This is a genomic window from Paenarthrobacter sp. CCNWLY172 (assembly GCF_037402035.1).
In the GTDB taxonomy this organism is placed as follows: Bacteria; Actinomycetota; Actinomycetes; order Actinomycetales; family Micrococcaceae; genus Arthrobacter.
In genome coordinates this window covers 38,092-59,884 of the sequence record NZ_JBBEGB010000007.1, presented here as the reverse complement: position 1 = coordinate 59,884, position 21,793 = coordinate 38,092, and the positions used below count along the sequence as shown (strand labels likewise).

Sequence of the window (21,793 nt, the reverse complement as noted above, 5' to 3'; positions counted from 1 at the left end):
CAAGGATACGCAGAACGTGCCGTCGAGCGCAAAACGCGGCCATTCTCCTGCCCATTTCGCTGGTTCGCGGCGGGACGGGCCGTGCGAACGGCCTGGCAGGCAGCGAACCAGCGAATCGGACCTGACGGAGCGGCTAGTTGCTTCCGGCCAGCGAACGCCACAAGAAGTGGTTGCTCCGCGCCTGCAACGCCGCAGCCTGCCTGTTGTCCGAGGCACCGGCATGGCCCCCTTCGAGGGCTTCGTGGAACCACACATTCGGGATGCCCATGGCCTGCATGCGTGCAGCCATCTTGCGGGCTTGGACGGGTCCCACCCGGTCATCCGAAGTGGCAGTCCAGATGAACGTCTCGGGGTAATCCACGCCGTCATGAAGGAGGTGGTACGGCGAGAAGGTGCGGATGAACTCCCACTGCGCGGGGACATCGGGGTCCCCGTATTCGGCAATCCACGAGTACCCGGCCGAGAGCTTGGTGTACCGGCGCATGTCCAGAAGCGGCACGCCGCAGGACACGGCACCGAACAGTTCGGGGTACTGGGTCAGCATGTTTCCCACCAGAAGCCCGCCGTTGGAGCCTCCGACGCAGCCCAGACGCGGACGGCTGGTAACGCCGCGGGAGATCAGGTCCCGGGCCACCGCAGCGAAGTCCTCGTAGGCGCGGTGGCGGTTTTCCTGGAGGGCAGCGCGGTGCCATGAGGGCCCGTATTCGCCACCGCCCCGGATGTTGGCCACAACGTACACGCCGCCGCGCGAGTGCGTGCCGGTGCCGTCCTCGGAGGCAACGCCCACAGTTCGCCGCTCAAGCCATGCCCGGCCGATGGATCCGCTGTAGGCCGGGGTCCGCGAGATCTCGAACCCGCCGTAGCCGGAAAGCTGCGTGGGGTTCTGGCCATCAAGTACCAGATCCTTGGACGCCACCTGGAAGTAGGGAACCTTCGTTCCATCGGCAGAGACAGCAAAGTACTGTTGGACCTCGTACCCGGCTTCGTTGAAGAACGACGGCGACCGCTTCACTTCGGCATGCCGGCTCACCACGCCGCTGGACTGCCCGTCATCGCCGCGTGTCAGCGCTCCCCGGGTGAGAGTGGTGGGAGTGGTGAAGCCGGTGGCCACCAGCCAGAAGTCGTTGCCGGCTGCGCCCAGGTCTTCGTCGTCCACGGCATAGGCATTGACATCGTGCAGCGGCGGGCAGGCATCCAGGAGGGTGGATGCCCATGCACCCGCGGAGTCAATCGTGGAAGGGTCCAGCACCCGGATTTCCGAGGAGACGTCGCGCAGGAGGTTCAGCAGCAGGTAATCCTTGGTCCAGCTCCAGGACTGCAGCGAGGTTTGGGCATCCGGCGTAAACAGGACCAGCAGCGAACGGGACCCCGCCAGGTAGGAGTCGAAATCGGCCGCCAGCAGAGCTCCCGCCGGGTACACGGAGCCCTCAACCTCCCAGTCTTTCTGCGGACGGAACAGCAGCCAGTCGCGGTGGGCGCTGATGTTGACGTCGGTGGGAACGTCGATTGCCACCCACGAGTCCTCGCGCAGCAGCCAGGTGCTCCGGTTGTAGAAGTCGATGTAGTCCACGGCGAAGGTCCGCTCGTAGCCCGGGGTCGAATCGTGGGCCACCATGGCCAGCATGTGGTCCTCGGGAATCTCAAAGAGGCGCTCGGCCTGGGCCAGCGTCTGTCCGCGCCTCAGCTTCACGCCGGTCCTCGCATAGGAAGACGTCGTCGCAGGCAGTCCCTCCGCAGTGCTGGACACCAGCAGGGTGTCGGCATCGAGCCAGCTGACGTTTCCCTTGGCAGTGGGGATGTCAAAGCCGCCCTCCACGAAGGTGCGGGATTCGACGTCGAACTCGCGGTGGCGGTCCGCGTCGCCTCCGTCGGGGGAGAGTGAGACCATGGCCAGGCGGTACTCGTCGCCATCGGCCGGCCGGAGGAAACCGGCGCCGTGGAAGACCCACTCCACACCTTCGGCGGCGGCAAGGGCATCGACGTCCAGCAGGACGTCCCACTCGGGCTCGTCGGTGAGGTAGCTTTCCCAGGTGGTGCGGCGCCAGAGGCCTTTGGGGTGTTCCTGGTCCTTCCAGAAGTTGTAGTAGTAGTCGCCCCGCTTGGAGACCATGGCGATGCGGTCTGTTGAGTCGAGGACCTCAAGGATGCCGGCTTCAACAGCTGCATATTCAGCATCCTCGAGCAATTCCTCGGTGCGGGCGTTTTGTTCGCGGACCCACGCCAGCTGTTCCTCGCCGTGGATGTCCTCGAGCCAGACGTTTTCATCCGTGGGCTCAGCCGCCACGTCCGCAGCATGGCGGGGCCCGGAGGTGGTGGCGGTGTCATTCTCGGGAAGTGGCGTCTGATCAGCTTCTGTGGTGGTCATCGCCCCATCCAAGCAACACTGTTCGACCGTAAGCAAGTCACAGGAAGTTAGGCTTGAGCGTGGCTAAATCGCAAACCATCCGTGTTGCCCTTATTGGGGCCGGCCCTCGGGGCACCAGCGTCCTTGAGCGGTTGCTTGCGAATTGGGCTGCCGGTAGCCCTCCGGGAACCACCCTGCATCTTGATGTGGTGGATCCTTTTCCGGCCGGATCGGGCCACGTGTGGCAGCCCGAGCAGTCGCGCTTGTATCTGATGAACACCCAGTCTTTCTATCCGACACTCATCCCCGAAGACCCGATGCTGGCCCCGCCGCTGGCAGGTGGTTCCTTCGACCAGTGGCGTGAGGCCCGGCGTCGTGATGGTGCGGGACTGAACGATGCTGAGAAGGCCGAGTTGGCCACCCTCGAGTCGAACAATTTCCCCAGCCGCGCGCTGTACGGCAGGTACCTGCGCCAAACCTTGGCGGGATTGCTGGAACGGCTTCCCGACGGCGTCGAGGTCACCTTCCATGAGACCACCGCCGTGGCGGCACGCCCTTTTGTGAACAGCACGGCGAACAGCGCGGGGGACGGGTTCGACGTCGAACTCGCCAATGGCCTCACCCTCACCGTCGGCTCCGTGGTCCTCGCCCTGGGGCACATTGAGTCCCGGCTGAATCCGGAACAGCGCTCATTCAAGCGCGCCGCTGACGAACAGGGCCTGCTGTATTTTCCGCCCGCACCGCCGGCCGACGTGGACTGGCAATCCGTGCCGGATAACGAGCCCGTGCTGGTCCGGGGCATGGGATTGAACTTCTTTGACGTCATGGGCCAGCTGACGGAGGGGCGCGGGGGCAAGTTTGTTGACGCCGGTGCGCCGGGAGCCGGGGTATTGGAGTACAGGGCATCGGGGCGCGAACCGAAAATCATCGCCGCCTCCCGCCGTGGCACGCCGTACCGGGCCAAGGCCGGCCTGGATGCCTACTATCCGGGCAGCATCACCATGCGGTACCTGACCGAAGACGCAGTGGACCGGTTCCGTGCCGCGGGAATCCAACCTGGTTTTGACCATGATCTTTGGCCACTCCTGCACCGCGACGCCTTGTGGGCCTACTACTCAACGCTGGCCCGCTCCCAGCCGACGGCAATCAAGGACCCTGCGCAGTTCCTGGCTGATCTTGAGGATGCGCTCCAACCGCACGCGCACACCACCACGCACTGGGAAAACAGCGTGGGCGACCTCGTGGAAAAGCATGTTGTGTCTTCCCGCCGGTTGAACCTCCGCGGACTGGCCGCTCCACTGGCAGGACGCACCTTTGCCTCTCGACGTGAGCTGGACGCAGCCATCACGGCCTACCTGGATGATGACGCGCGACGATCGGCCCTCGGGGAGGCGGACCCCGTCAAGATGGCCATCGGTGCGCTCCACACCGGCCGGGCCATCCTCAAATCGGTTGTGGCAGATGGCGGCATCACGGACGAATCGTGGCTCTCAGGGTTGCGCGGCTGGTTCGAGTCCTTCGTCGAAGGGCTGGCCAGCGGAGCCCCTGCACTGCGCTCGGAGCAGCTGGCCGCTTTGGCGCGTGCCGGCGTCGTGAGTTTCGTGGGCCCCGACCCGAAGTTCAGCGTGGACCGGGCAGCCAAGGTGTTCCGGGCGGTTTCGCCGTGGGTGCACGATGCGCCGGCCGAAGCACCTACCTTGATCGAGGCGATGTCGCCGGCCAACAGGGTGGGAATGAACGTCTCCCCGCTGCTGGAGCAGCTGATGGCTGATGGCCTGGTGCGCACCAAGATCATGATGGGCGGCGAAGGCGCTCCTGTGCAGACCACGGGATTGGACGTTGAACCGCATCCATACAGGCCCCTGGCGGCGAATGGATCCGTCACAAGGAACCTGTACGTCTTGGGTCTTCAGCTCTCCGCGGTGCAGTGGGGCACGGCCATCGCTGCGGAAGCCCGGCCCCGGACCGGACCGGCCTACGCCAGCGGACAGCGGACCCTCAGGGATGCCGACGAGATTGCCCGCAGTATTCTGGCCCGCTGAGCCACGCACGGCTACGGATCGGCGTAGCGTTCGGCACTAAGTCTTAGCGTTCAGCACAAAGGCAGGGCCCTCACGAAGGGTAAGTTCGTGAGGGCCCTGCCTTATGGCGTTACGGGTTTGCTAGCCCCGCAGGCACCTCTGGTACTCCAACCAGGCGAACGCGTACCGCAGCCACCCCACAATGTCGTACCACTTGGACGGCTTGGTGGGCGCGGTGCATTGCGGCGGGTTCGGGCCGCTCTCAGCAACCGTCACGAGCGTCTTCACCACGGTTCCGCTTTCGACGGCGGTGAGCACCAACGTGCCAGTGCCGGCCGCTGCCGAGGCGGGAACCTTGAGGTCCACCGTGGCTGCACCTGCTGTTACCGGTACGGATCCGAGCGTCACCGCTGCACCCTTGCTGTCAACAAAGACGGCATTGAGGGTGGCATTGGCGGGGCTGCCGATCGATGTCAGGTTCAGCTTTGAGACAGCCAGTGCGATGGGTTCGCCGGCCTTGACCCCGGCTGCGGTGGAGTTCACCACAGCGACGGAACGACGGGCAAAGTCCGGCGACACCGGCTTGTGCTCCTGCAGGTATTTGATCCAGGCATCCCGGTCCACCAGTCCGGTGTCCTTGGTGTTGCTGCCTTCCTTGAAGACCCGGAAGTTGTCACCACCGGTGGCCAGGAAGCTGAACGTGCCGATCCTGTACTGCTTCGCGGGATCGATGACGGCGCCGTTCACCCAGATGCCGGTGACGCGGTCGCCTGCGGGACGGGCGGCGTCGTAGGTGTAGTTGATGTTCTTGGACAGGCCAAGCTGCTGGTAGGGGCGGCTGGGCACGGTTCCGTCAGCGTTGGTCTGCCACTGCTGCTCCAGGAGCGTCTTGAACTGGGCACCTGTCAGGGACGTGGTCCACAGGTTGTTCACGAACGGCAGGACCGCGTTGGCCTCTGCGTAGGTGATGGTGCCATCCGGGGCGTAGTAGAGCTCGTTACGCAGGCCTCCGGGGTTCACGACGCCGATCTCCGCCGCACCCAGTTCGGGTGCCTTGAGCGTATCCACCAGGGAGTCTGCCACCAAGTTGCCCAGCGTGGATTCATTCGCGCGGTCGTCCCGCTTGGGGGCGCCTCCGGCAGGATCCGGGGTGAAGGCGGTGGTGATATCGGCGGTCACTGCACCAACGGGCTGGTTGCCGATTTCAGCAGCTTGGGCCAGCGCCTTGTCCACGATGGTCTTCACTGCGGCCACCCTCGGGTACGCAGCAACCAGGCTTTCGGCGGTCTCGGTGGTCCGATCCACGATTGCGGCCTTGTACGCCGTCACGGACTTGCTGGCGGTGTCCACAGTGAGCGTCACGCTGCCCACGTTCTCGCCGTAGTTGCCGGTCTGCACGATGGGACGGGTTTTGCCGGTCGGCTGGCCGTTGGCGTCCAGTACCGGTGCGTCCCAGGCGTATTCCTTGTGGGTATGTCCGGTGAAGATGGCAGCGACGTCGGGAGTGGTTTCGTTGACCAGCTTGGCGAAGGGTCCGCCCGCGGCGACTTCCTGCTCCAGCGTGGCGCCCTCAGGAGTGCCGGACGCGGCGCCGTCGTGGCTTTCCACGATGATGAGGTCGGCTAGATCGTCGGCCTTGATCTTCGCGGCCACCCGGTTGATGGCCTCCACAGGATCCCCGAATTCGAGGTCCGAGATTCCGGCGGGAGTCACCAGTGAAGGAACTTCCTGGGTGACAGTGCCGATGACGGCCACCCGCATGCCGTTCATATCCAGCACCTTGTACTCCGGCAAGACCGGCGTGGTGGTGCCCTTTTGGTAGACGTTCGCACCGAGGTACGCGAACTTTGCGTTGGTACCTCCTGCGACGACGCGGTCGCGCAGGTCCTGCCAGCCGCCGTCGAACTCGTGGTTGCCCACAGCGGAAGCCTGCAGCTCCAAGGTGTTCAGGACGTCGATGGTGGGCTGGTCCTTCGCCACTGAAGAAGCGAAGAGGGAGGCGCCGATGTTGTCGCCGGCCGAGATGAAGGCCGTAGCCCCGGGGGCAGCTGCCGCGCGGAGCTTCTCCACCGTTCCGGCAAAGAGCACGGTGTTGGTGTCGATGCGGCCGTGGAAGTCGTTGATCCCCAGGAACTGCAGGTCAACGCTTGCGGGTGCCTCCGCAGTCAGGTCCAGGCCCACCACCACAGGATCGTGGTCGCTGGCCCGGAACTCGTCCGCGGCATAGTAGTTGGTCACATTGTTGTTATACCTGCTGTACTCCAGTGCGACGGACTCCACGGAATTGATGTTCCAGATGTCGGTTCCCGTGACGGCCTTGGCTGCGGCAGGTGAAGCCAGGATGTGGTCCAGGGAACCCACCATGCCCCCGAACAGGTATGAGTGCTTGCCGGTGCCCACCTCAAGATCGGCATAGCCGGCGCCCGTGAGGACGTTGATGGGATCTTCCTTGGCATAGGCGTTGAAGTCACCGATCAGGAAGACCTTGTCCGTGCCCTTGGACGCCTGAAGATCCTTCGAGAAAGCGAGCAGCGATTCAGCCTGCTTGGTGCGGGCAATGTTCGAGGCACCCTGGCCCTTGTCGGTATCGTCCGGGGTAGCGGCCGAGCCCTTGGACTTGAAGTGGTTCACGATCGCGATGAACTTCTTGTCATCGGCACCGCCAACCGGTTTGAAGACCTGGGCCAGCGGCTTGCGTGCGCTGGCGAAAGCCACGGTGTCGTTGTGGATGATGGACTCGCCCACGGGCTCCGCCACGGCCTTTTTGTAGATGAACGCGGTGCGGATCATGTCTTCATCGCTCAGCGGGGGAGCGTTGGCGGGCGTCCGCACGTAGTCCCACACGCCAGGTGTTTTGACGTTGAGGGCCTCCACCAGCTTGGACAACGCATAGTCGCGCTCCTTGCCGAACTGCGCGGAGTTCTCGATTTCCTCGAGGGATACGACGTCGGCGCCGGACTTGGTGATGGCCGCTACGATCTTGGCCTGCTGGCGCTCGAAGTTCTCCGCGTTGGCAGCACCGCGGGCGTTGCAGCCTTCCTTGACCGTGATGGGGTTGCCCTCGCGGTCGGTATAGAAGACGCAGCCGGCCAGCTGGTCACCGGTGGTGGGGAAGTAGTTGAGCACGTTGAAGGAAGCGAGCTTGAGGCTGCCTCCCACATCGGCAGGACCTTCCGGCCGGGTGGCGGTGAAGCTGGCCGGTTGGACCGAACCAGCATTGGCCGCGTTGAGTGCGGTGAGCGGCTGGAACTTCCAGGAGTTGTTGCCGTAGCCAAGGATGACGTCGGTCCGGAACTGTGCGGGCGAACCCACACGAACGGGATCCGAGGTTGTCAGGTACGGCAGTTGCTGGGCCTTGGTGGTGGCGTCCTTGAGGAAGTTGGTGGACGCACCGTCGTCGAGCTTGATGCCCCGCAGCGCGTTGTCCGCCACCACGGCAGCGTACTCCGGCGAGCCGTAAGCGGCCACGGCCGTGGGCTGCACCAAGGGCGAGGTCCCGGCCGCGAGGCCGATTTCGCCGTACTGGTTCAGGGAGTAGTTATCCGTGACCGTGAAATCGCCCTGGGGGGCTACGAGCATGCCTTCGAGGCTTTCCCTCGCGGCCTCATTCGCCGGCAAGGCAAACGGCGTGGACTTGACCTCGGGGGCCGCCTCAGCGAGCTTCTTCAACCCTGCAGCTTCAACCGTGAGCTGGGTCTGGTTGGCGAATTCGCTGACGACGCCTGTTAGTTCCAGGTAGTCGCCCTGCTGGACGGTTCCCGTGGTCGTGGGTGAGTAGACGAACAAAGCGTCCGACGCCGTCCTGGCCGCCCCGGCAGTATCGCCGCCGGTTCCGGGGGTCTGGACGTAGTAGCCGTTGAACCCGCCGGTGGCGTAGAGGGCGGTGACCTTGCCGCGCGTGGTCACGGTGCTGCCGACCAGGGGGCTCGCCGTACCCGTTCCCTGGATCTCGGCAATGGCCTTGACACCGGGCTCCGGCTCCGGATCCGTGGGAGGGGTTCCACCGCCGTTGGAGGCCGTGGGGGTAATGGTGGCGTTCAGGCTGAAGTCCGTGGCGTTGGAGTCCGTGTCCGCCCCGTTGGTGCGGTTCAGGCTCTTGACGTCCGAGTTGCCGGTGGGCGCAGTGGCCGCGGCGGTTTCGAACGTGTTGGAGGTGCCATAGCCCAGGAGGTCGGCAATGGCGGCGTTGCCGGTCACTGATCCAGCCGGGAGCGGGGACACAGCGGTGGACTGCTTGGCCAGGACCAGTGTTCCTGTGGTTCCGCTGGGGTTCAGCGTCCCGGTGGCTTGGACATCGGCCGTGGGAAGGGCCGGGGCGGTGGAGGCTCCGCTGTTGGTGGCTCCCTGGACCAGGAAGTAGCCCTTGGCAGGGATGGTGCCGGTCAGGGGGGTGATCCCCGTGGGTGCGGCGGTGGCTGTGCCTGAACGGTACTGCAACGACCAGCCTGCCAGGCTGACCGGGGAATCCGAGGAGTTGTAGAGCTCAACGAACTTGTTCTTGAACGCGGCGCCGGCACTGCCACCGCTGAGGTAAGCCTCGTTGATGACTACCGCCGATGAGCCGGCAGGGGCGGACGGATCATCCGCCGCCATGGCCGGAGCGGCCGTCAGCGGGGCGGCGAGCAACCCCACTGACAAGACCGTTCCTGCCAGTACTTTCCACTGTTGTTGGTGCATCCGCTCTAACTTTCATTAGGGGACCCTGTGGGGCCCTTTGGACGACGCCCACAATCTTGTGAAGTGGGCGTTGTTTCGGAAGTTACTCCGGGGTAAACCTATTGCTCGGGCATAGCAGAACACGATGGAATGAATGGGAGGTGGACCGGGGGTGGCCGCTGGGTTCCCTTGGCACTCGTGCGTTACCTGGCGGCACCCTTAAGGGTGCCGGAGGTGGCGGCTCCGGCCTCGCCACCGATCAGGCAGACGATCTCCCGGTCACCGTTTTTCCAGGAGTCGCTGGTGGGGTGGAGGAAGGTCACATCCAGCGCAGATTCCTCGAACGGCAGGCCAACAAACGTTGCGAACTGGGCACCGCAGTATTCTTCAGCCTGGGTGCCCACCTCAGTGTCGCCGGGGAACGCAGACGCGTCCATGTTGGTCAGCGCGTAGGCCTCAAGGTCGTGGCTCTGATCGCACGGAATGATGGTGACATCCATAACTTCCTGGCTGTCCGGATTGGCGATGCAGTCGCCCAACTTCACCTTGAAGGCATCGGCCTTGGACGATTCCGTAGGCTTTCCTGACTCATCCCGCTTGGCGTCGCCGCTGCTGATCAACGAACAGCCCGCCAGCGCAATCGATGCCATGCCCAGCACGGCAGCGGTCCTCAATCGTCGTGAAAAGTGGTGCATGTGGGTCCTCATTCCCCGCGGGACAGCAGGCAAGGGGCCTGCGATCGACAGTGAGGGACCTGACAAGGACCCACGCCGGCTGATCCCCCAACGCCGGCAATGAGTGGATCCGGCCGGCTGCCCTCGGTGGAGGGCGCCGGGCAGACCCGGTGCAGTGAAACCCTAGGCCGTTTGGCCCAGGTCCTGGATTACTTTGAAGACAGCTCCCGTGGGGTCCTGCAGCGTCGCCAAACGACCAAACGGTGTGTCCTCTGCAGGTTGTGTGATGGTGGCGCCCAAGGCTGTTGCTTGCTCCACTGTGGCGTCCGTGTCCTCCACTGCGAAGTACACGCTCCACATGGAGGGGACCTGTTCCGGAAGGAAACCGGAGGCATCCATGATGCCCGCCTTGGCGTCGTCTCCGGCGCCGAGGGTGGTGTACCGGAACTCCGGAGTATCGCTCATGACGTCCGTGTCCCAGCCAAAGACTTCCTGGTAGAAGGTGACCGCTGCCTCGTAATCCTTGGAAAGGAGTTCGTGCCACGCAGGAGCGCCGGCCTCAGCCGCCAGCTCGTAGCCCGTCATTTCCCGGAATTCCCAAGCTCCGATGGACGCGCCTGAGGCGTCACCGTACATGGCCATGGTGCCCTGCTCGGGAACTTCCATGGGTTCCAAATACACCTGACCCCCATGGGTGGCTGCTGCCTCGGTGGTTGCCTTGATGTCATCGGTACGAAGGTAAGTGGACCAGACATCCGGCATGGCACCCATGTCAGCCTGCTTCGCCATGATGCCCGCCACCATCCGGCCGTCCTTCAGCGCCGTGATGTAGCCGCCGTACTTTTCCTCATCCCCGGTCTCATACGTCCAGCCGAAAAGCGCGCTGTAGAACGTCTTCGCTTTCTCAGTATCGGACGTCATCAGATCAATCCAGCAGGGTGCGCCGGGAGTGATGTCAGGCTTAGGCATGGGTCAGGCTCCTGTTGTTATTCCGCGGCCAAAGCTACGGCATATGTCAGTGGTGTGGAGACAGAAAGAACACTATGCGGGGGGTCTGACAGTTTCAATGATCTAACGGGTGTCAGTTCTCAGTTGCGCGCTTGGCGGCCCTGCGGAACAACAATCAAACAAACAAAAATGCCCCGGGTCCTGGAACCCGGGGCATCTCATTGGCGGAAGGTAAGGGATTTGAACCCTTGGTACGGGGTTACCGCACACTGGTTTTCAAGACCAGCTCCTTAGGCCGCTCGGACAACCTTCCTCGCCTAGTAGTGTTTCATAGGGAGTTGGCTGTTCCAAAACATCACGTCCTCCAGCCCCTTCCCCGGGGGTTTGAGGACCAGCAAGAAACCGGGAGTTCGTCATGAAAGCCGTCTACATCTCAGAGCCAGGCGGGCCCGAAGTCCTCGAAATCCGCGAGGTCCCCGCACCGGTGCCAGGCGCCGGGGAGGTCCTGATCGACGTCGTGGCTGCCGGACTGAACCGTGCGGACGTCCAGCAGCGGCGCGGCTTCTACCCGCCACCGCCAGGCGCATCCGACATTCCCGGGCTTGAAGTCTCCGGACGCATCGCAGCCTTTGGTCCCGGCGTCACCAAGGCGTTCTCCGTGGGGGATAAAGTTGTTGCGCTGCTCTCCGGCGGAGGCTACGCCCAGCAGGTGGCCGTACCTGCGGAGCAGGTTTTGCGGATTCCCGAAGGTGTGGACCTCATTACCGCCGCGGCCCTGCCTGAAGTTGCTGCCACCGTCTATTCCAACCTCATCATGACAGCGCAGATGCAGCCCGGGGAGACAGTACTCATCCATGGCGCCACCGGCGGCATCGGCACCATGGCCATCCAGTTGGCCAAGGCCTGCGGTGCAACGGTAGCGACCACTGCCGGAACCGACGAGAAGGTGGGAACCGCCAAGGCCTTCCTGGGCGCCGACATCGCCATCAACTACACCGAAGAGGACTTCGCTGAAAGCCTCAAGGCGCAAAACGGGGGCAAAGGCGCGGACGTGATCCTCGACGTCGTGGGTGCCAAGTACCTCCAGCAGAACGTCGACGCGCTCGCCGAGTACGGCCGCCTGATCGTCATTGGCCTGCAGGGCGGGACCACCGCCGAGATCAACCTCGGCCAACTCCTCAGCAAACGGGCTGCCGTGATTGGTACGGCGCTTCGGCCGCGGTCCGTGGCCGAAAAAGGCATCATCATGTCCGCGGTCCGCGAGTCCGTATGGCCGATGCTCACCGACGGCAGGATCAGGCCGCTCGTGGCCAAATCCTTCCCACTGGAACATGTCCGGGAAGCCCATCAGTATTTCGACTCGGGCGAGCACGTGGGCAAGGTCCTGCTGCTCCTCTGATCGTTCCGTCCAACCGCTGCGAGGAGCCATATGTCCATCCGGCACAGTCTGCTGGCCCTGCTTCAGGACCAGCCCCGGTACGGCTACGAACTGCGCGTCGAATTCGAGGACCGGACCGGTGCCGCCTGGCCGTTGAACATCGGACAGGTTTACACCACCCTGGACCGCCTTGAGCGCGATGGCCTGGTCAGTAAAGACGGCGACGACGGCGGTGGCCACGTCATCTACAGCATCACTGACGCCGGTGCCGAGGAAGTCGAGGCGTGGTTTGGCGGCGCCGTGGACCGTGGCGCCCCGCCGCGGAACGAGATCGCCATCAAGCTTGCCCTTGCCGTGACGCTGCCCGGTGTGGATACCTCCGCGGTGATCCAATCCCAGCGTGAGGTGTCCGTCAGGGCGTTGCAGGAGCACACGCTGGCGAGGAAGGCAGTGTCCGCCAACCAACGTTCCGTGGACACCGCGGGGCTGCTGGTACTCGATTCCCTGATTTTCCAAGCCGAAGCCGAAGTGCGCTGGTTGGACCTGTGTGAAGCGCGCATGGTGCAGGCGCAGGCCAACGGGGGAGCCACCTAGTCTCCTCCGGTGCGGGAGCATGGTCATCCGCCGCAAGGCTGTGACCGTTCACCGCCGCGTTGTTCCACGTTGGCGCGTTCCCCCTTTACTTGTCTGTGACGGTTGTTACTGTGCTGGAAGGCACCCGGCGATGCGGCCCCCACCGCGAAGATCGCCACCAACGGCAGCACCCATCACTGCAGCAGTTCTCAAGGAGGAGATATGGGCAAGGTTTCTGACAAGGCCGGACTCACGGAAGGATTGGATCCTACGCTGCCTTCCCCGGCCGTGGATGACTCAGTCCGTGAGGCAGAAGAGCGTAGATGGACCCCGGCAAAGATCGGGCTGTGGGTGGCGATCTCGCTGCTGGGAGCGGTGGCATGGTTCATGCTGGCGCTGGTACGCGGCGAAACCGTGAACGCCATCTGGTTCGTTTTCGCTGCGGTATGCACCTATCTGATTGGCTACCGGTTCTATTCCAAGGTTATTGAGCGCTACTTGCTCAAGCCGGATGATCGCCGCGCCACTCCTGCCGAGTACAAGGCTGATGGCAAGGACTATGTCCGCACCGACCGGAATGTGCTGTTCGGCCACCACTTCGCCGCCATTGCCGGCGCGGGGCCGCTGGTGGGACCTGTCATCGCAGCCCAGATGGGCTATCTGCCAGGCACCATCTGGATCATCATCGGTGTCGTTCTTGCCGGTGCCGTGCAGGACTACCTGGTCATGTTCTTCTCCATGCGCCGCGGTGGCCGTTCCCTCGGCCAGATGGCACGTGAAGAACTTGGCGTCATTGGCGGCACGGCGGCCCTCGTGGCCACCCTGCTCATCATGATCATCATTGTGGCCATCCTTGCGCTCGTCGTGGTCAACGCCCTGGGCGAGAGTCCGTGGGGTGTCTTCTCTGTGGGGATGACCATCCCCATCGCACTGTTCATGGGCGTTTACCTGCGCTTCATCCGGCCAGGAAAGGTGATGGAAGTGTCCATCATCGGCTTCGTTTTACTGATGGCGGCCATCATCGGCGGCGGCGCAGTGGCCGGAACCGAATGGGGTGCAGCCTTCTTCCACCTCGACAAGGTCACCATTGCCTGGGGCATCATCATCTACGGCTTCATTGCTGCCATCCTGCCGGTGTGGCTGCTCCTGGCCCCTCGCGACTACCTCTCCACCTTCATGAAGATCGGCGTGATCGTGATGCTGGCTTTGGCCATCATTGTGGTTCGTCCGGAAATCACAGTCCCCGCGTTCAGCGAGTTCGCCAGCCGTGAGAACGGACCCGTTTTCTCCGGGGCGCTGTTCCCCTTCCTCTTTGTCACCATCGCCTGTGGCGCCCTGTCAGGATTCCACGCCCTTATTTCCTCCGGCACCACTCCCAAGCTGATCGAGAAGGAACGCCAGACGCGCTTCATCGGCTATGGCGGCATGCTCATGGAGTCCTTTGTGGCCATCATGGCTCTGGTAGCTGCGATTTCGATCGACCGCGGCATCTACTTCGCCATGAACGCACCCCTTGCCCTCACCGGAGGCACGGTGGAATCCGCAGCGCAGTGGGTGAACAGCCTTGGCCTGGCCAACGTGAACATCACCCCGGACGTGCTGGCCCAGACGGCCAAGGACGTGGGCGAGGAGAGCATCGTCTCCCGGTCCGGTGGGGCACCCACACTGGCCGTAGGCTTGGCGCACATCATGCAGCAGTTCATCGGTGGACCCGGCATGATGGCCTTCTGGTACCACTTCGCCATCATGTTTGAGGCGCTGTTCATCCTGACCGCAGTTGACGCCGGCACGCGTGTTGCCCGGTTCATGCTGCAGGATTCCATTGGCAACTTTGTTCCCAAGTTCAAGGAAGCCTCCTGGCGTCCCGGCGCTTGGCTATGCACCGCCATCATGGTGGGTGCATGGGGTGCAGTGCTCCTGATGGGTGTTACCGACCCCCTGGGTGGGATCAATACGCTCTTCCCGTTGTTCGGCATCGCCAACCAACTCCTTGCGGCCATCGCGCTGGCGGTGTGCCTGGCCATCACTGCCAAGCGGGGCGTCTTCAAGTGGCTGTGGATCGTGGCGGTACCTCTGGCCTTTGCGGCAGTAGTGACAATTACTGCCAGCTTCCACAAGATCTTCTCGCCGGTTCCGGCAGTGGGCTACTTCGCCAACAACCAGGCCTTCTCCAAGGCCTTGGCGGACGGCAAGACGGAGTTCGGCACGGCAAAGACCGTTGCAGCCATGGAAGCGGTGGTCCGTAACACCATGATCCAGGGCGTCCTTTCGGTCATCTTCGTGACGTTGAGCATCATCGTGATTGTCGCCGCCCTGTTGGCGACCATCAGGGCAATCCGTGCAGGCGGCGGACAAGACCATGAGGACCCGGCCCTGCCATCCAAGGTGTATGCCCCGGCCGGACTGATCCCCACCTCAGCGGAGAAGGCCCTGCTGGCGGAGTGGAATGCCCTGCCTGCGGAGAAGCGCACGCAGAAGGCCGGGCATCACTGATGAATGCGGTGGCCAAAGGGCTTCGCGGGTTCGCCACCTACATGGGTTCGCTCATGGGTGCAGACGCCTACCGCAAGTACCTGGAACACTTCAATGCCAGCGGCCATTCCGGTCCCGCCATGACGGAGCGTGAGTTTTGGCGGGACCGGATGGACCGGCAGGACAGCAATCCCCAGGGCCGCTGCTGCTGACGGAGAACCAAGTTTCGCTACGAACGAAGTCGGAATCGAGGAACTGGACGGGGGTTCGCGTGAACCCCATGAGAGTATGAACGAATGAGCGATCTGAACGACATTCAGCCCACGGATGAGGCTTCGGACGACACCCCCGTGGAGGGAACCATGCTGGAAGAGGGCCACAACAGGCCCAACGGACAGCAACCCGGCGGGGGAGAGTCCGGAAAGGATGCCAAGCCCAAGGGCGGCAATCTTCACGAACTTGTTGACGAACCGGCAAAGGTGATGCGGATCGGCACCATGATCCGCCAACTTTTGGAGGAAGTTAAAGCCGCGCCCCTGGACGACGCTGCACGTGGGCGCCTCGCCGAAATCCATGAGCGCTCCATCAAGGAACTCGAGGACGGTCTCGCACCTGAACTCATCGAGGAGCTGGAACGCATCAGCTTGCCTTTTCCCGACGAAAAGGCGCCCTCCGATGCGGAACTTCGCATCGCCCAGGCACAGCTGGTGGGGTGGTTGGAAGGCTTGTTCCACGGTATCCAGGCCGCCATCGCCGCACAGCAGGCCGCCAAGGAACATGCCGCCGCGCAGATGCAACTTCGCCAGCTCCCGCCGGGAACTGTCATCGCGCCGGGCATCGTCATTGGCGAAAATGGCCAGCCGCAGCGTGCCGCAGCGCCGGGGGCTCCCGGTGCTGCTTCGCACGGCCGGCCGGAAGACCCCGACCACGGTCCGGGTCAGTACCTCTGAGTTCGCTCGTGGGTTTCTTTGGGGCCGTCCGCCAAGGACGGAAGGACGATCTGGAGCTCGGCAAGGGGTTGTGGCGACGCGCCCACGACCGTTTCCACCGCGGCCTGGACCGGTACCACCAAGTTCTTGAGGGCGTTGATGATGAGCAGCTGTACAACGAGCTTGTGCAGATCGCCAATGAGCTTGCCGAGTTGTCTCCGCGCGTGAGGACCATTTGCGTCGAGGCGCAAAGACGCTCCCCAAGCGACGGCCTGGATGTTCCCGGGGCCCTGGCAGGGGTGCACCGTGCGTTGTCCAAGGCTGGAAATTCCCTGGCCACCACCGCGGAGGCGGCCGCGATGTTGAGGTTGGCCGTTGGCCCGGTTCCTGTGGGTGCACTCTCCGTGAGGCGGCGCTCGGAAGCCGTCTTTGAGCAGGTTGCCGATGCAGAGCGCCAGCTCGGAGCCTGAAGGGCCGGGAGAAAGATGCAAGGCGTGAGCAACTACAAGCGTGCGCCTTTATTCCTCCTTCACAAGAAGTTAAGCGCATAGCTGATCTCCGTAACATTCCGGGCTTTTCACAGGTTCGTGCTGGCAGTATGGCAATCATGACTTCGTCACCAACACTTACTTTCAACGACGGCAACACCATCCCCCAGCTCGGCTACGGGGTGTGGCAAGTTGAAGACGATGTAGCCGAAAAGGTGGTGCGCCAGGCTTTTGAAGCCGGCTTCCGCCACATCGATACCGCCAAGATCTACGGCAATGAGGCAGGTGTCGGCCGGGCCATCGCCTCCTCCGGCCTCTCCGCCGACGAAATCTTCATCACCACCAAGCTGTGGAACGCAGACCAGGGCTACGACTCCACGCTCGCAGCCTTCGAGGAGTCCATGGACCGACTCGGCCTGGAGACCCTGGATCTCTACCTGATTCACTGGCAGCAGCCCAAGCAGGAAAAGTACGTTGACACCTGGAAGGCGCTCATCGAGCTCAAGAAGCGTGGCCGCGTCAAGTCCATCGGTGTATCCAACTTCACCAAGGAAGGCCTGCAGCACATCATCGATGAAACCGGCGTTGTTCCGGCCATCAACCAGGTGGAACTGCACCCCTTCTTCAACCAGGCTGACCTTCGCGAATTCAACGCTTCCAAGGGCATCCTGACCCAGGCTTGGTCCCCACTGGGCCAGGGTGGCGAGCTCCTTCAAAGCGCCACAGTTGCTGAAATCGCCGCCAAGCACGATGCCACGCCCGCCCAGGTGGTCATCGCCTGGCACCTGGCCATCGGCAATGTGGTCATTCCCAAGTCCGTCACCGAGTCCCGCATCCAAGAAAACTTCGCGGCGCTCAACGTCACGCTGGATGCCACCGACATCGAGGCCATCAACGGCCTCGACCGCGGTGCCGAAGGCCGCATCGGACCGGACCCGGCAGTCTCCGACTTCGCTTAAGTCCTAAGCCTGACCCTGGTGCCCCGTCCCCTCCTTGGGGGCGGGGCACCTGCCGTTAAGGCACGACGCCGGCATTCGCCGTCGTGACGTAACGCACCTCAGTCCGTGGTGGAATTGAGCAACCCCAGCGGACGGAGGACGGAGCTTGCATGGAGGTTTTTGACGCATTGGAGCGGCAGATCGTTGCCGCGCTCCAACTGGATCCGCGGTGCCCCTGGCGGAAGATGGCGGCGGTCCTTGGGGAAGCAGAACGAACTGTCGCGCGCCGGGGTTCACAGCTTGTGGAGTCCGGAGCTGTCGCTGTAGTGGGCATCCGGCCCCGGCCGTCCGTGGTGTTGGTGGAGATGAGATGCATGCCCGGCACTGTGCGGGCCGCGGCCCACGCACTGGGGCAGAGGCCGGATACCACCTTTGTCTACACCACCACGGGTACCGGAGACTGCGTGGCAGAGATCCTCACCGAGCCTGCACGCATGGCCGATGTCCTCTCTGACGAGTTGCCCGCCACCATCGGTCTGCGCGATTCCACCAGCTACCCCGTGTTGCGTTACTTCCGCACCATCCGGGGGTGGCGGCCGGAGATCCTCACCAGTGACAAGGCGGAGGCGCTCCGCTCCAGTCTCACCCCGGACTCCGGCATCCTGGTGCCGCGGCAGGATTTGAGCAGGCAGGACCACGAGCTCGTGGCTGCCCTCTGTGCCGATGGCCGGATGAGTTTTGAAGCGTTGGGCCGCCGGGTGGGTGTTTCTGAAGCAACAGCACGCCGCCGCACTGAGTGGCTGCTTGCCAATAACCAGGTTCACTTGCGCGCCATCGTTGAGCCGGCATCCTTTGGCTTGTATGTCGAGGCACTGCTCTGGATCCGGGCTTCTCCGCAGCACGTTGAACAGGTTGGCAAGAGCCTGGCGGAGCTGCCTACTGTCCGTTATGCGGCGGCGATCGCCGGTAATTACCAGATTATGGCCGATGTCACGGTGGAGGACATGGCAGACCTCTACCGCTTCATCACGGACTCGGAGTGGGCGCAGCATGCTGTCACTGTGGACGTGTCCATCCTGCTGGACGCCCGAAAGCGTGGTGGGCGGGTTATGCGCGCACGGTAGTGATGGCCTCGCCTGCCGTAGAAAAAACAGGAGCGATCGCGGCGTAGCCGGTCTGCTGTTCGAAGGCACGGCCGTAGCGGAGCAACTGCATGTCCGTGTAGTGGTTGCCGGCGAGCTGCAAGCCGATGGGGAGCCCTGCGGAGCTGAAGCCTGCCGGGACGCTGAGCACGGGCAGCCCTGTGGCGGACAACAGGCAGGCTGAGCGCATCCAGTCGAGGTAGGTCTGTGAAGGAACACCCGCGATGTCCTGGGGGTACCGCAGTGCGGCGTCGAAGGGAAGGACCTGGGCGCAGGGGCTGGCAAAGAGGTCGTAGCGCCCAAAAAATGACTGGACGCTGCGTTCCAGGCGAGTGCGGGCTGCGGCTGTCTCGATCAGGTCGCGGGCGGTGAGGTCGAAACCTTTGTGGACGTTCCAGTGCACTTCCGGTTTGATAACGTCACCAGAGCGCTCCAGGATGGGACCCAGTCCTGCGGCGAAGTCCATGGCGCGGGTGTTGCCGAACACAAGGTCGGCTTCGCTGAAATCGGGGGTGGCTTCTTCCACGATCGCGCCGAGGCCTTCGAAGACCGCGAGTTGCCGTTCGAGATGCTCCAGGATTTCAGGGTCCACCGGCACCCCAATGCCAAAGTCCCGTGACCAGCCAATCCGGACCCCGCGCATATCGGCCTTGAGCCCAGCTCGGAAAACCTCCGGATCAAGGCCTTCCGGATGGGGCACTCGAGGGTCCTTGCCGGCCGTCACGGACATGAACAAGGCAATGTCCTCCACGCTGCGTGCCATGGGTCCGGTTCGGCCCAGCCACCCGTAGGCGTTGACGTCGGACGGCATGGGGATCACCGCCGTCGATGGCCTGAAACCCACCACATTGCAAAAGGAGGCCGGGATGCGGAGCGAGCCGCCCATGTCGCTGCCGTCGCCGATGCTCTGGACGCGGGAAGCGACGACGGCGGCCACCCCGCCGCTGCTGCCGCCGGCGCTGAGGGTGGGTGCGTACGGGTTGGTGGTGGTTCCGAAAAGGTCGTTGAACGTGTGGGATCCGGCGCCAAACTCGGGAACGTTCGACTTCCCGGTGCTGACAACCCCGGCCGCCTTCAGCCGGGCAATGATGAGGTCATCGGCGTCGGGCACAAAGTCGCGCAAGGCAAGCGAGCCCTGAGTGGTGCGCATCCCGGCGGTATTGTTCGTGTCTTTGTGGGTCATGGGCACGCCGTGCAGTGGCGGAAGGTCTGCCCCCGAAGCCGTCAGTTGGTCCGCGCGGTGCGCCAGGGCTTGGGCCCCTTCGGCGTCGAGAGTCACCACTGCGTTGATCACGGGGTTCACGTCCGCGATGCGCTCCAGATGGTCGGCAAGGGCTTCGCGCGCAGAGATCTTCTTCTCCCGGATCGCTGCGGAAAGTTCGACGGCGGACAGCTCGCCGATGGTGTCAGGCATGGTGCTCCTTTGCTGGATGTCTACTGCTTGAAGTGTGCCCGGTCACACCTGACCGCGGAAGCCGGAACCCGAAGAAAGCAAGCCGTGACGGATTCAGCCAACATTCCGGCTGATTCCGTCAGCTATTGTGTGTGATCCGGCTCATAGTAAATGGTGTTGGTAACCCCATGGCCGATCTGGTTAATGGGTATGGATTTGCCCCACAACGCCACGGGCCGCACAGCGTCGTCCGGCCGCGGACTGGGGGCTCACACCCGGAGGTTCCCATGCACCAACCCCTGGCACTGCAACCGTTCACACCCACCGATTCGACCGACATCATGGCTATCGCCAACAATCCTGTCCTGTGGATCTGCGTGGCCGGTGTCTTCGGCGTGATCATCATCCAGTCCGTCATCTTCATGAAGGCTGCCCAACGCGCAGCGCCATCCGTAGAGATGAGTCCGCAGGACATCAAGACTTCGTTCCGTTCCGGTGCGGTCTCCGCCATCGGACCATCCCTGACCGTATCACTCGTTGCCATCGCCCTGCTGGGCCTCTTCGGCGCCCCGGCTGTGCTTTCCAGGATTGGTTTGATCGGCTCTGCTGCGTACGACGTCTCTGCGGCCGGCATCGCCGCTGGCTCCATGGGCGCGAAGCTCGGCGACGCCAGCTACACGCAGAGTGTCTTCGCCGTCGCGTTCTTCGCCATGAGTATCGGCGGTGCCATGTGGATGCTCGCCACGCTGATCCTGACACCGCTGCTTCGCAAAGGTGATGCCAAGATCCGCTCCGTGAACCCTGCGGCCATGGCCATCGTCCCAGCGGCTGCCCTGATGGGAGCCTTCTCCTGCCTGGGCTTCACCGAACTCCCCAAGTCCGGCGTTCACGTTGTGTCCTTCCTTATCTCCGCCGCAGTCATGGGGTTGTGTCTGCTGCTGGCCAGGAAGCTCGGCAAGAGCTGGCTGCGCGAGTGGGGGCTCGGCTTCTCCATCGTCATCGGACTGGGCGCTGCCTACCTCGCCGTCGGCGCCTGATCCACACGTCCAGCCCCTGTCTTTGAGCACGAAAGGAACACCCCGTATGTCTTCCACTACTTCCGCTCCCATCACCACCAGCACCTCCGCCATGGCTGAGTTCGGCCGCACCACGTCCCGTTGGGGTCAGATCACCATGATCTTCGGACTGCTGGTCTCGGTAGCTGGTCCACTGTTTCTTGTCTTCGCCAGTGGCCTGGACATAGGCCCCGCACAGCTTTGGATCGCCTTTGCTGCGGTGGCCGCAACCTTCGGCATCATCTGGATCGTTGAGCCACTCACGTACTACCCGATCCTCGGGCCTGCCGCGATGTACCAGGCCTTCATGATCGGCAATATCTCCAACAAGCTCCTGCCGGCCGCTTTGATCGCGCAAACCAATATCGGTGCCAAGCCGGGCAGCAAGCGCGCCGAGCTGGCCGCCGTGGTCGCCATCTGCGGTGCCGCGGCAGTCCACCTGATCTCGCTTGCGATCTTCGTGGGACTCCTGGGGAGCTGGCTGATCAGCGTCATCCCGCCGTCGGTGCTGCTGGTGACCCGCCTGTACGTGCTGCCCGCCGTTCTTGGCGCAGTGCTCGTGCAGGCCATCGTGTCCATGAAGCAGCCCCGCACCACAGTGTTTGCGCTGGTCGTCTCGGCCGTCGTCGTGTTTGTTGTGCTGCCCCTGGCGCCGTCGCTCGCCATGGTGTCAACCGCTATCGCCGTGCTGGGCACCATCCTGCTCGCATGGTTCTTCCGGGGTAGGACCACCATCACCGAAGCGAAGCCGATCCACATCGAATAGCACTCTCCAGCACCCC

The 21,793-nt window shown here is 63.5% G+C and carries 16 protein-coding genes and 1 tRNA gene; 11 read left to right on the top strand and 6 right to left on the bottom strand.

What is annotated here, in order from left to right; all coding sequences use genetic code 11:
* Positions 1 to 133: 133 nt before the first annotated feature.
* Positions 134 to 2,365, bottom strand: a complete 2,232-nt coding sequence (locus WBN73_RS12445) for a prolyl oligopeptidase family serine peptidase (RefSeq protein WP_337340396.1) — start codon at positions 2,363 to 2,365, stop codon at positions 134 to 136.
* 59 nt (positions 2,366 to 2,424) lie between these two features.
* Between WBN73_RS12445 and WBN73_RS12440 the strand changes: the two genes are divergently transcribed.
* Positions 2,425 to 4,386, top strand: a complete 1,962-nt coding sequence (locus tag WBN73_RS12440) for an FAD/NAD(P)-binding protein (RefSeq protein WP_337340395.1) — start codon at positions 2,425 to 2,427, stop codon at positions 4,384 to 4,386.
* Positions 4,387 to 4,506: 120 nt separating this feature from the next.
* Here the strand turns inward: WBN73_RS12440 and WBN73_RS12435 are convergent, their stop codons facing one another.
* The 4 genes from WBN73_RS12435 to WBN73_RS12420 form a co-directional block, all read right to left on the bottom strand.
* Positions 4,507 to 9,042, bottom strand: coding sequence for an ExeM/NucH family extracellular endonuclease (locus WBN73_RS12435; RefSeq protein WP_337340394.1), 4,536 nt, complete (start codon positions 9,040 to 9,042; stop codon positions 4,507 to 4,509).
* Between the two features lie 182 nt (positions 9,043 to 9,224).
* A complete protein-coding gene (locus WBN73_RS12430; protein WP_337340393.1) occupies positions 9,225 to 9,716 on the bottom strand; it encodes a septum formation family protein in 492 nt (163 codons plus the stop codon).
* 162 nt (positions 9,717 to 9,878) lie between these two features.
* Complete coding sequence (locus WBN73_RS12425) at positions 9,879 to 10,664, bottom strand: VOC family protein (protein WP_337340392.1); 786 nt, start codon at positions 10,662 to 10,664, stop codon at positions 9,879 to 9,881.
* 201 nt (positions 10,665 to 10,865) lie between these two features.
* Positions 10,866 to 10,956 (bottom strand) — tRNA-Ser (locus WBN73_RS12420).
* 102 nt (positions 10,957 to 11,058) lie between these two features.
* Here WBN73_RS12420 and WBN73_RS12415 point away from each other — a divergent pair.
* From WBN73_RS12415 to WBN73_RS12380, 8 genes are all read left to right on the top strand, one after another.
* On the top strand, positions 11,059 to 12,042 hold the full coding sequence (locus tag WBN73_RS12415) for an NAD(P)H-quinone oxidoreductase (protein ID WP_207596345.1): 984 nt from the start codon (positions 11,059 to 11,061) through the stop codon (positions 12,040 to 12,042).
* A 30-nt stretch (positions 12,043 to 12,072) separates the two neighbouring features.
* Complete coding sequence (locus WBN73_RS12410) at positions 12,073 to 12,615, top strand: PadR family transcriptional regulator (protein ID WP_207596346.1); 543 nt, start codon at positions 12,073 to 12,075, stop codon at positions 12,613 to 12,615.
* Between the two features lie 201 nt (positions 12,616 to 12,816).
* On the top strand, positions 12,817 to 15,087 hold the full coding sequence (locus WBN73_RS12405; RefSeq protein WP_207596347.1) for a carbon starvation CstA family protein: 2,271 nt from the start codon (positions 12,817 to 12,819) through the stop codon (positions 15,085 to 15,087).
* A complete protein-coding gene (locus tag WBN73_RS12400) occupies positions 15,087 to 15,278 on the top strand; it encodes a YbdD/YjiX family protein (RefSeq protein WP_337340391.1) in 192 nt (63 codons plus the stop codon). Before WBN73_RS12405 ends, WBN73_RS12400 begins: the two co-directional genes overlap by 1 nt.
* Before the next feature lie 84 nt (positions 15,279 to 15,362).
* Positions 15,363 to 16,016, top strand: a complete 654-nt coding sequence (locus WBN73_RS12395) for a bacterial proteasome activator family protein (RefSeq protein ID WP_207596349.1) — start codon at positions 15,363 to 15,365, stop codon at positions 16,014 to 16,016.
* An 8-nt stretch (positions 16,017 to 16,024) separates the two neighbouring features.
* Positions 16,025 to 16,465, top strand: a complete 441-nt coding sequence (locus tag WBN73_RS12390; RefSeq protein WP_280626821.1) for a hypothetical protein — start codon at positions 16,025 to 16,027, stop codon at positions 16,463 to 16,465.
* A gap of 137 nt (positions 16,466 to 16,602) precedes the next feature.
* Complete coding sequence (locus WBN73_RS12385; RefSeq protein ID WP_207596351.1) at positions 16,603 to 17,442, top strand: aldo/keto reductase; 840 nt, start codon at positions 16,603 to 16,605, stop codon at positions 17,440 to 17,442.
* Between the two features lie 149 nt (positions 17,443 to 17,591).
* On the top strand, positions 17,592 to 18,545 hold the full coding sequence (locus WBN73_RS12380; RefSeq protein WP_207596352.1) for an Lrp/AsnC family transcriptional regulator: 954 nt from the start codon (positions 17,592 to 17,594) through the stop codon (positions 18,543 to 18,545).
* Here the strand turns inward: WBN73_RS12380 and WBN73_RS12375 are convergent.
* Positions 18,529 to 19,977 carry an amidase family protein gene (locus WBN73_RS12375; protein WP_337340390.1) on the bottom strand — a complete coding sequence of 483 codons (1,449 nt, stop codon included), beginning with the start codon at positions 19,975 to 19,977 and terminating at the stop codon, positions 18,529 to 18,531. The two genes, WBN73_RS12380 and WBN73_RS12375, sit on opposite strands and share 17 nt — an antisense overlap.
* A gap of 266 nt (positions 19,978 to 20,243) precedes the next feature.
* Between WBN73_RS12375 and WBN73_RS12370 the strand changes: the two genes are divergently transcribed.
* Both WBN73_RS12370 and WBN73_RS12365 read left to right on the top strand, forming a co-directional pair.
* A complete protein-coding gene (locus tag WBN73_RS12370; RefSeq protein WP_337340389.1) occupies positions 20,244 to 20,993 on the top strand; it encodes a DUF5058 family protein in 750 nt (249 codons plus the stop codon).
* Positions 20,994 to 21,039: 46 nt separating this feature from the next.
* Positions 21,040 to 21,777 carry a hypothetical protein gene (locus WBN73_RS12365; RefSeq protein WP_207596355.1) on the top strand — a complete coding sequence of 246 codons (738 nt, stop codon included), beginning with the start codon at positions 21,040 to 21,042 and terminating at the stop codon, positions 21,775 to 21,777.
* Positions 21,778 to 21,793: the final 16 nt, after the last annotated feature.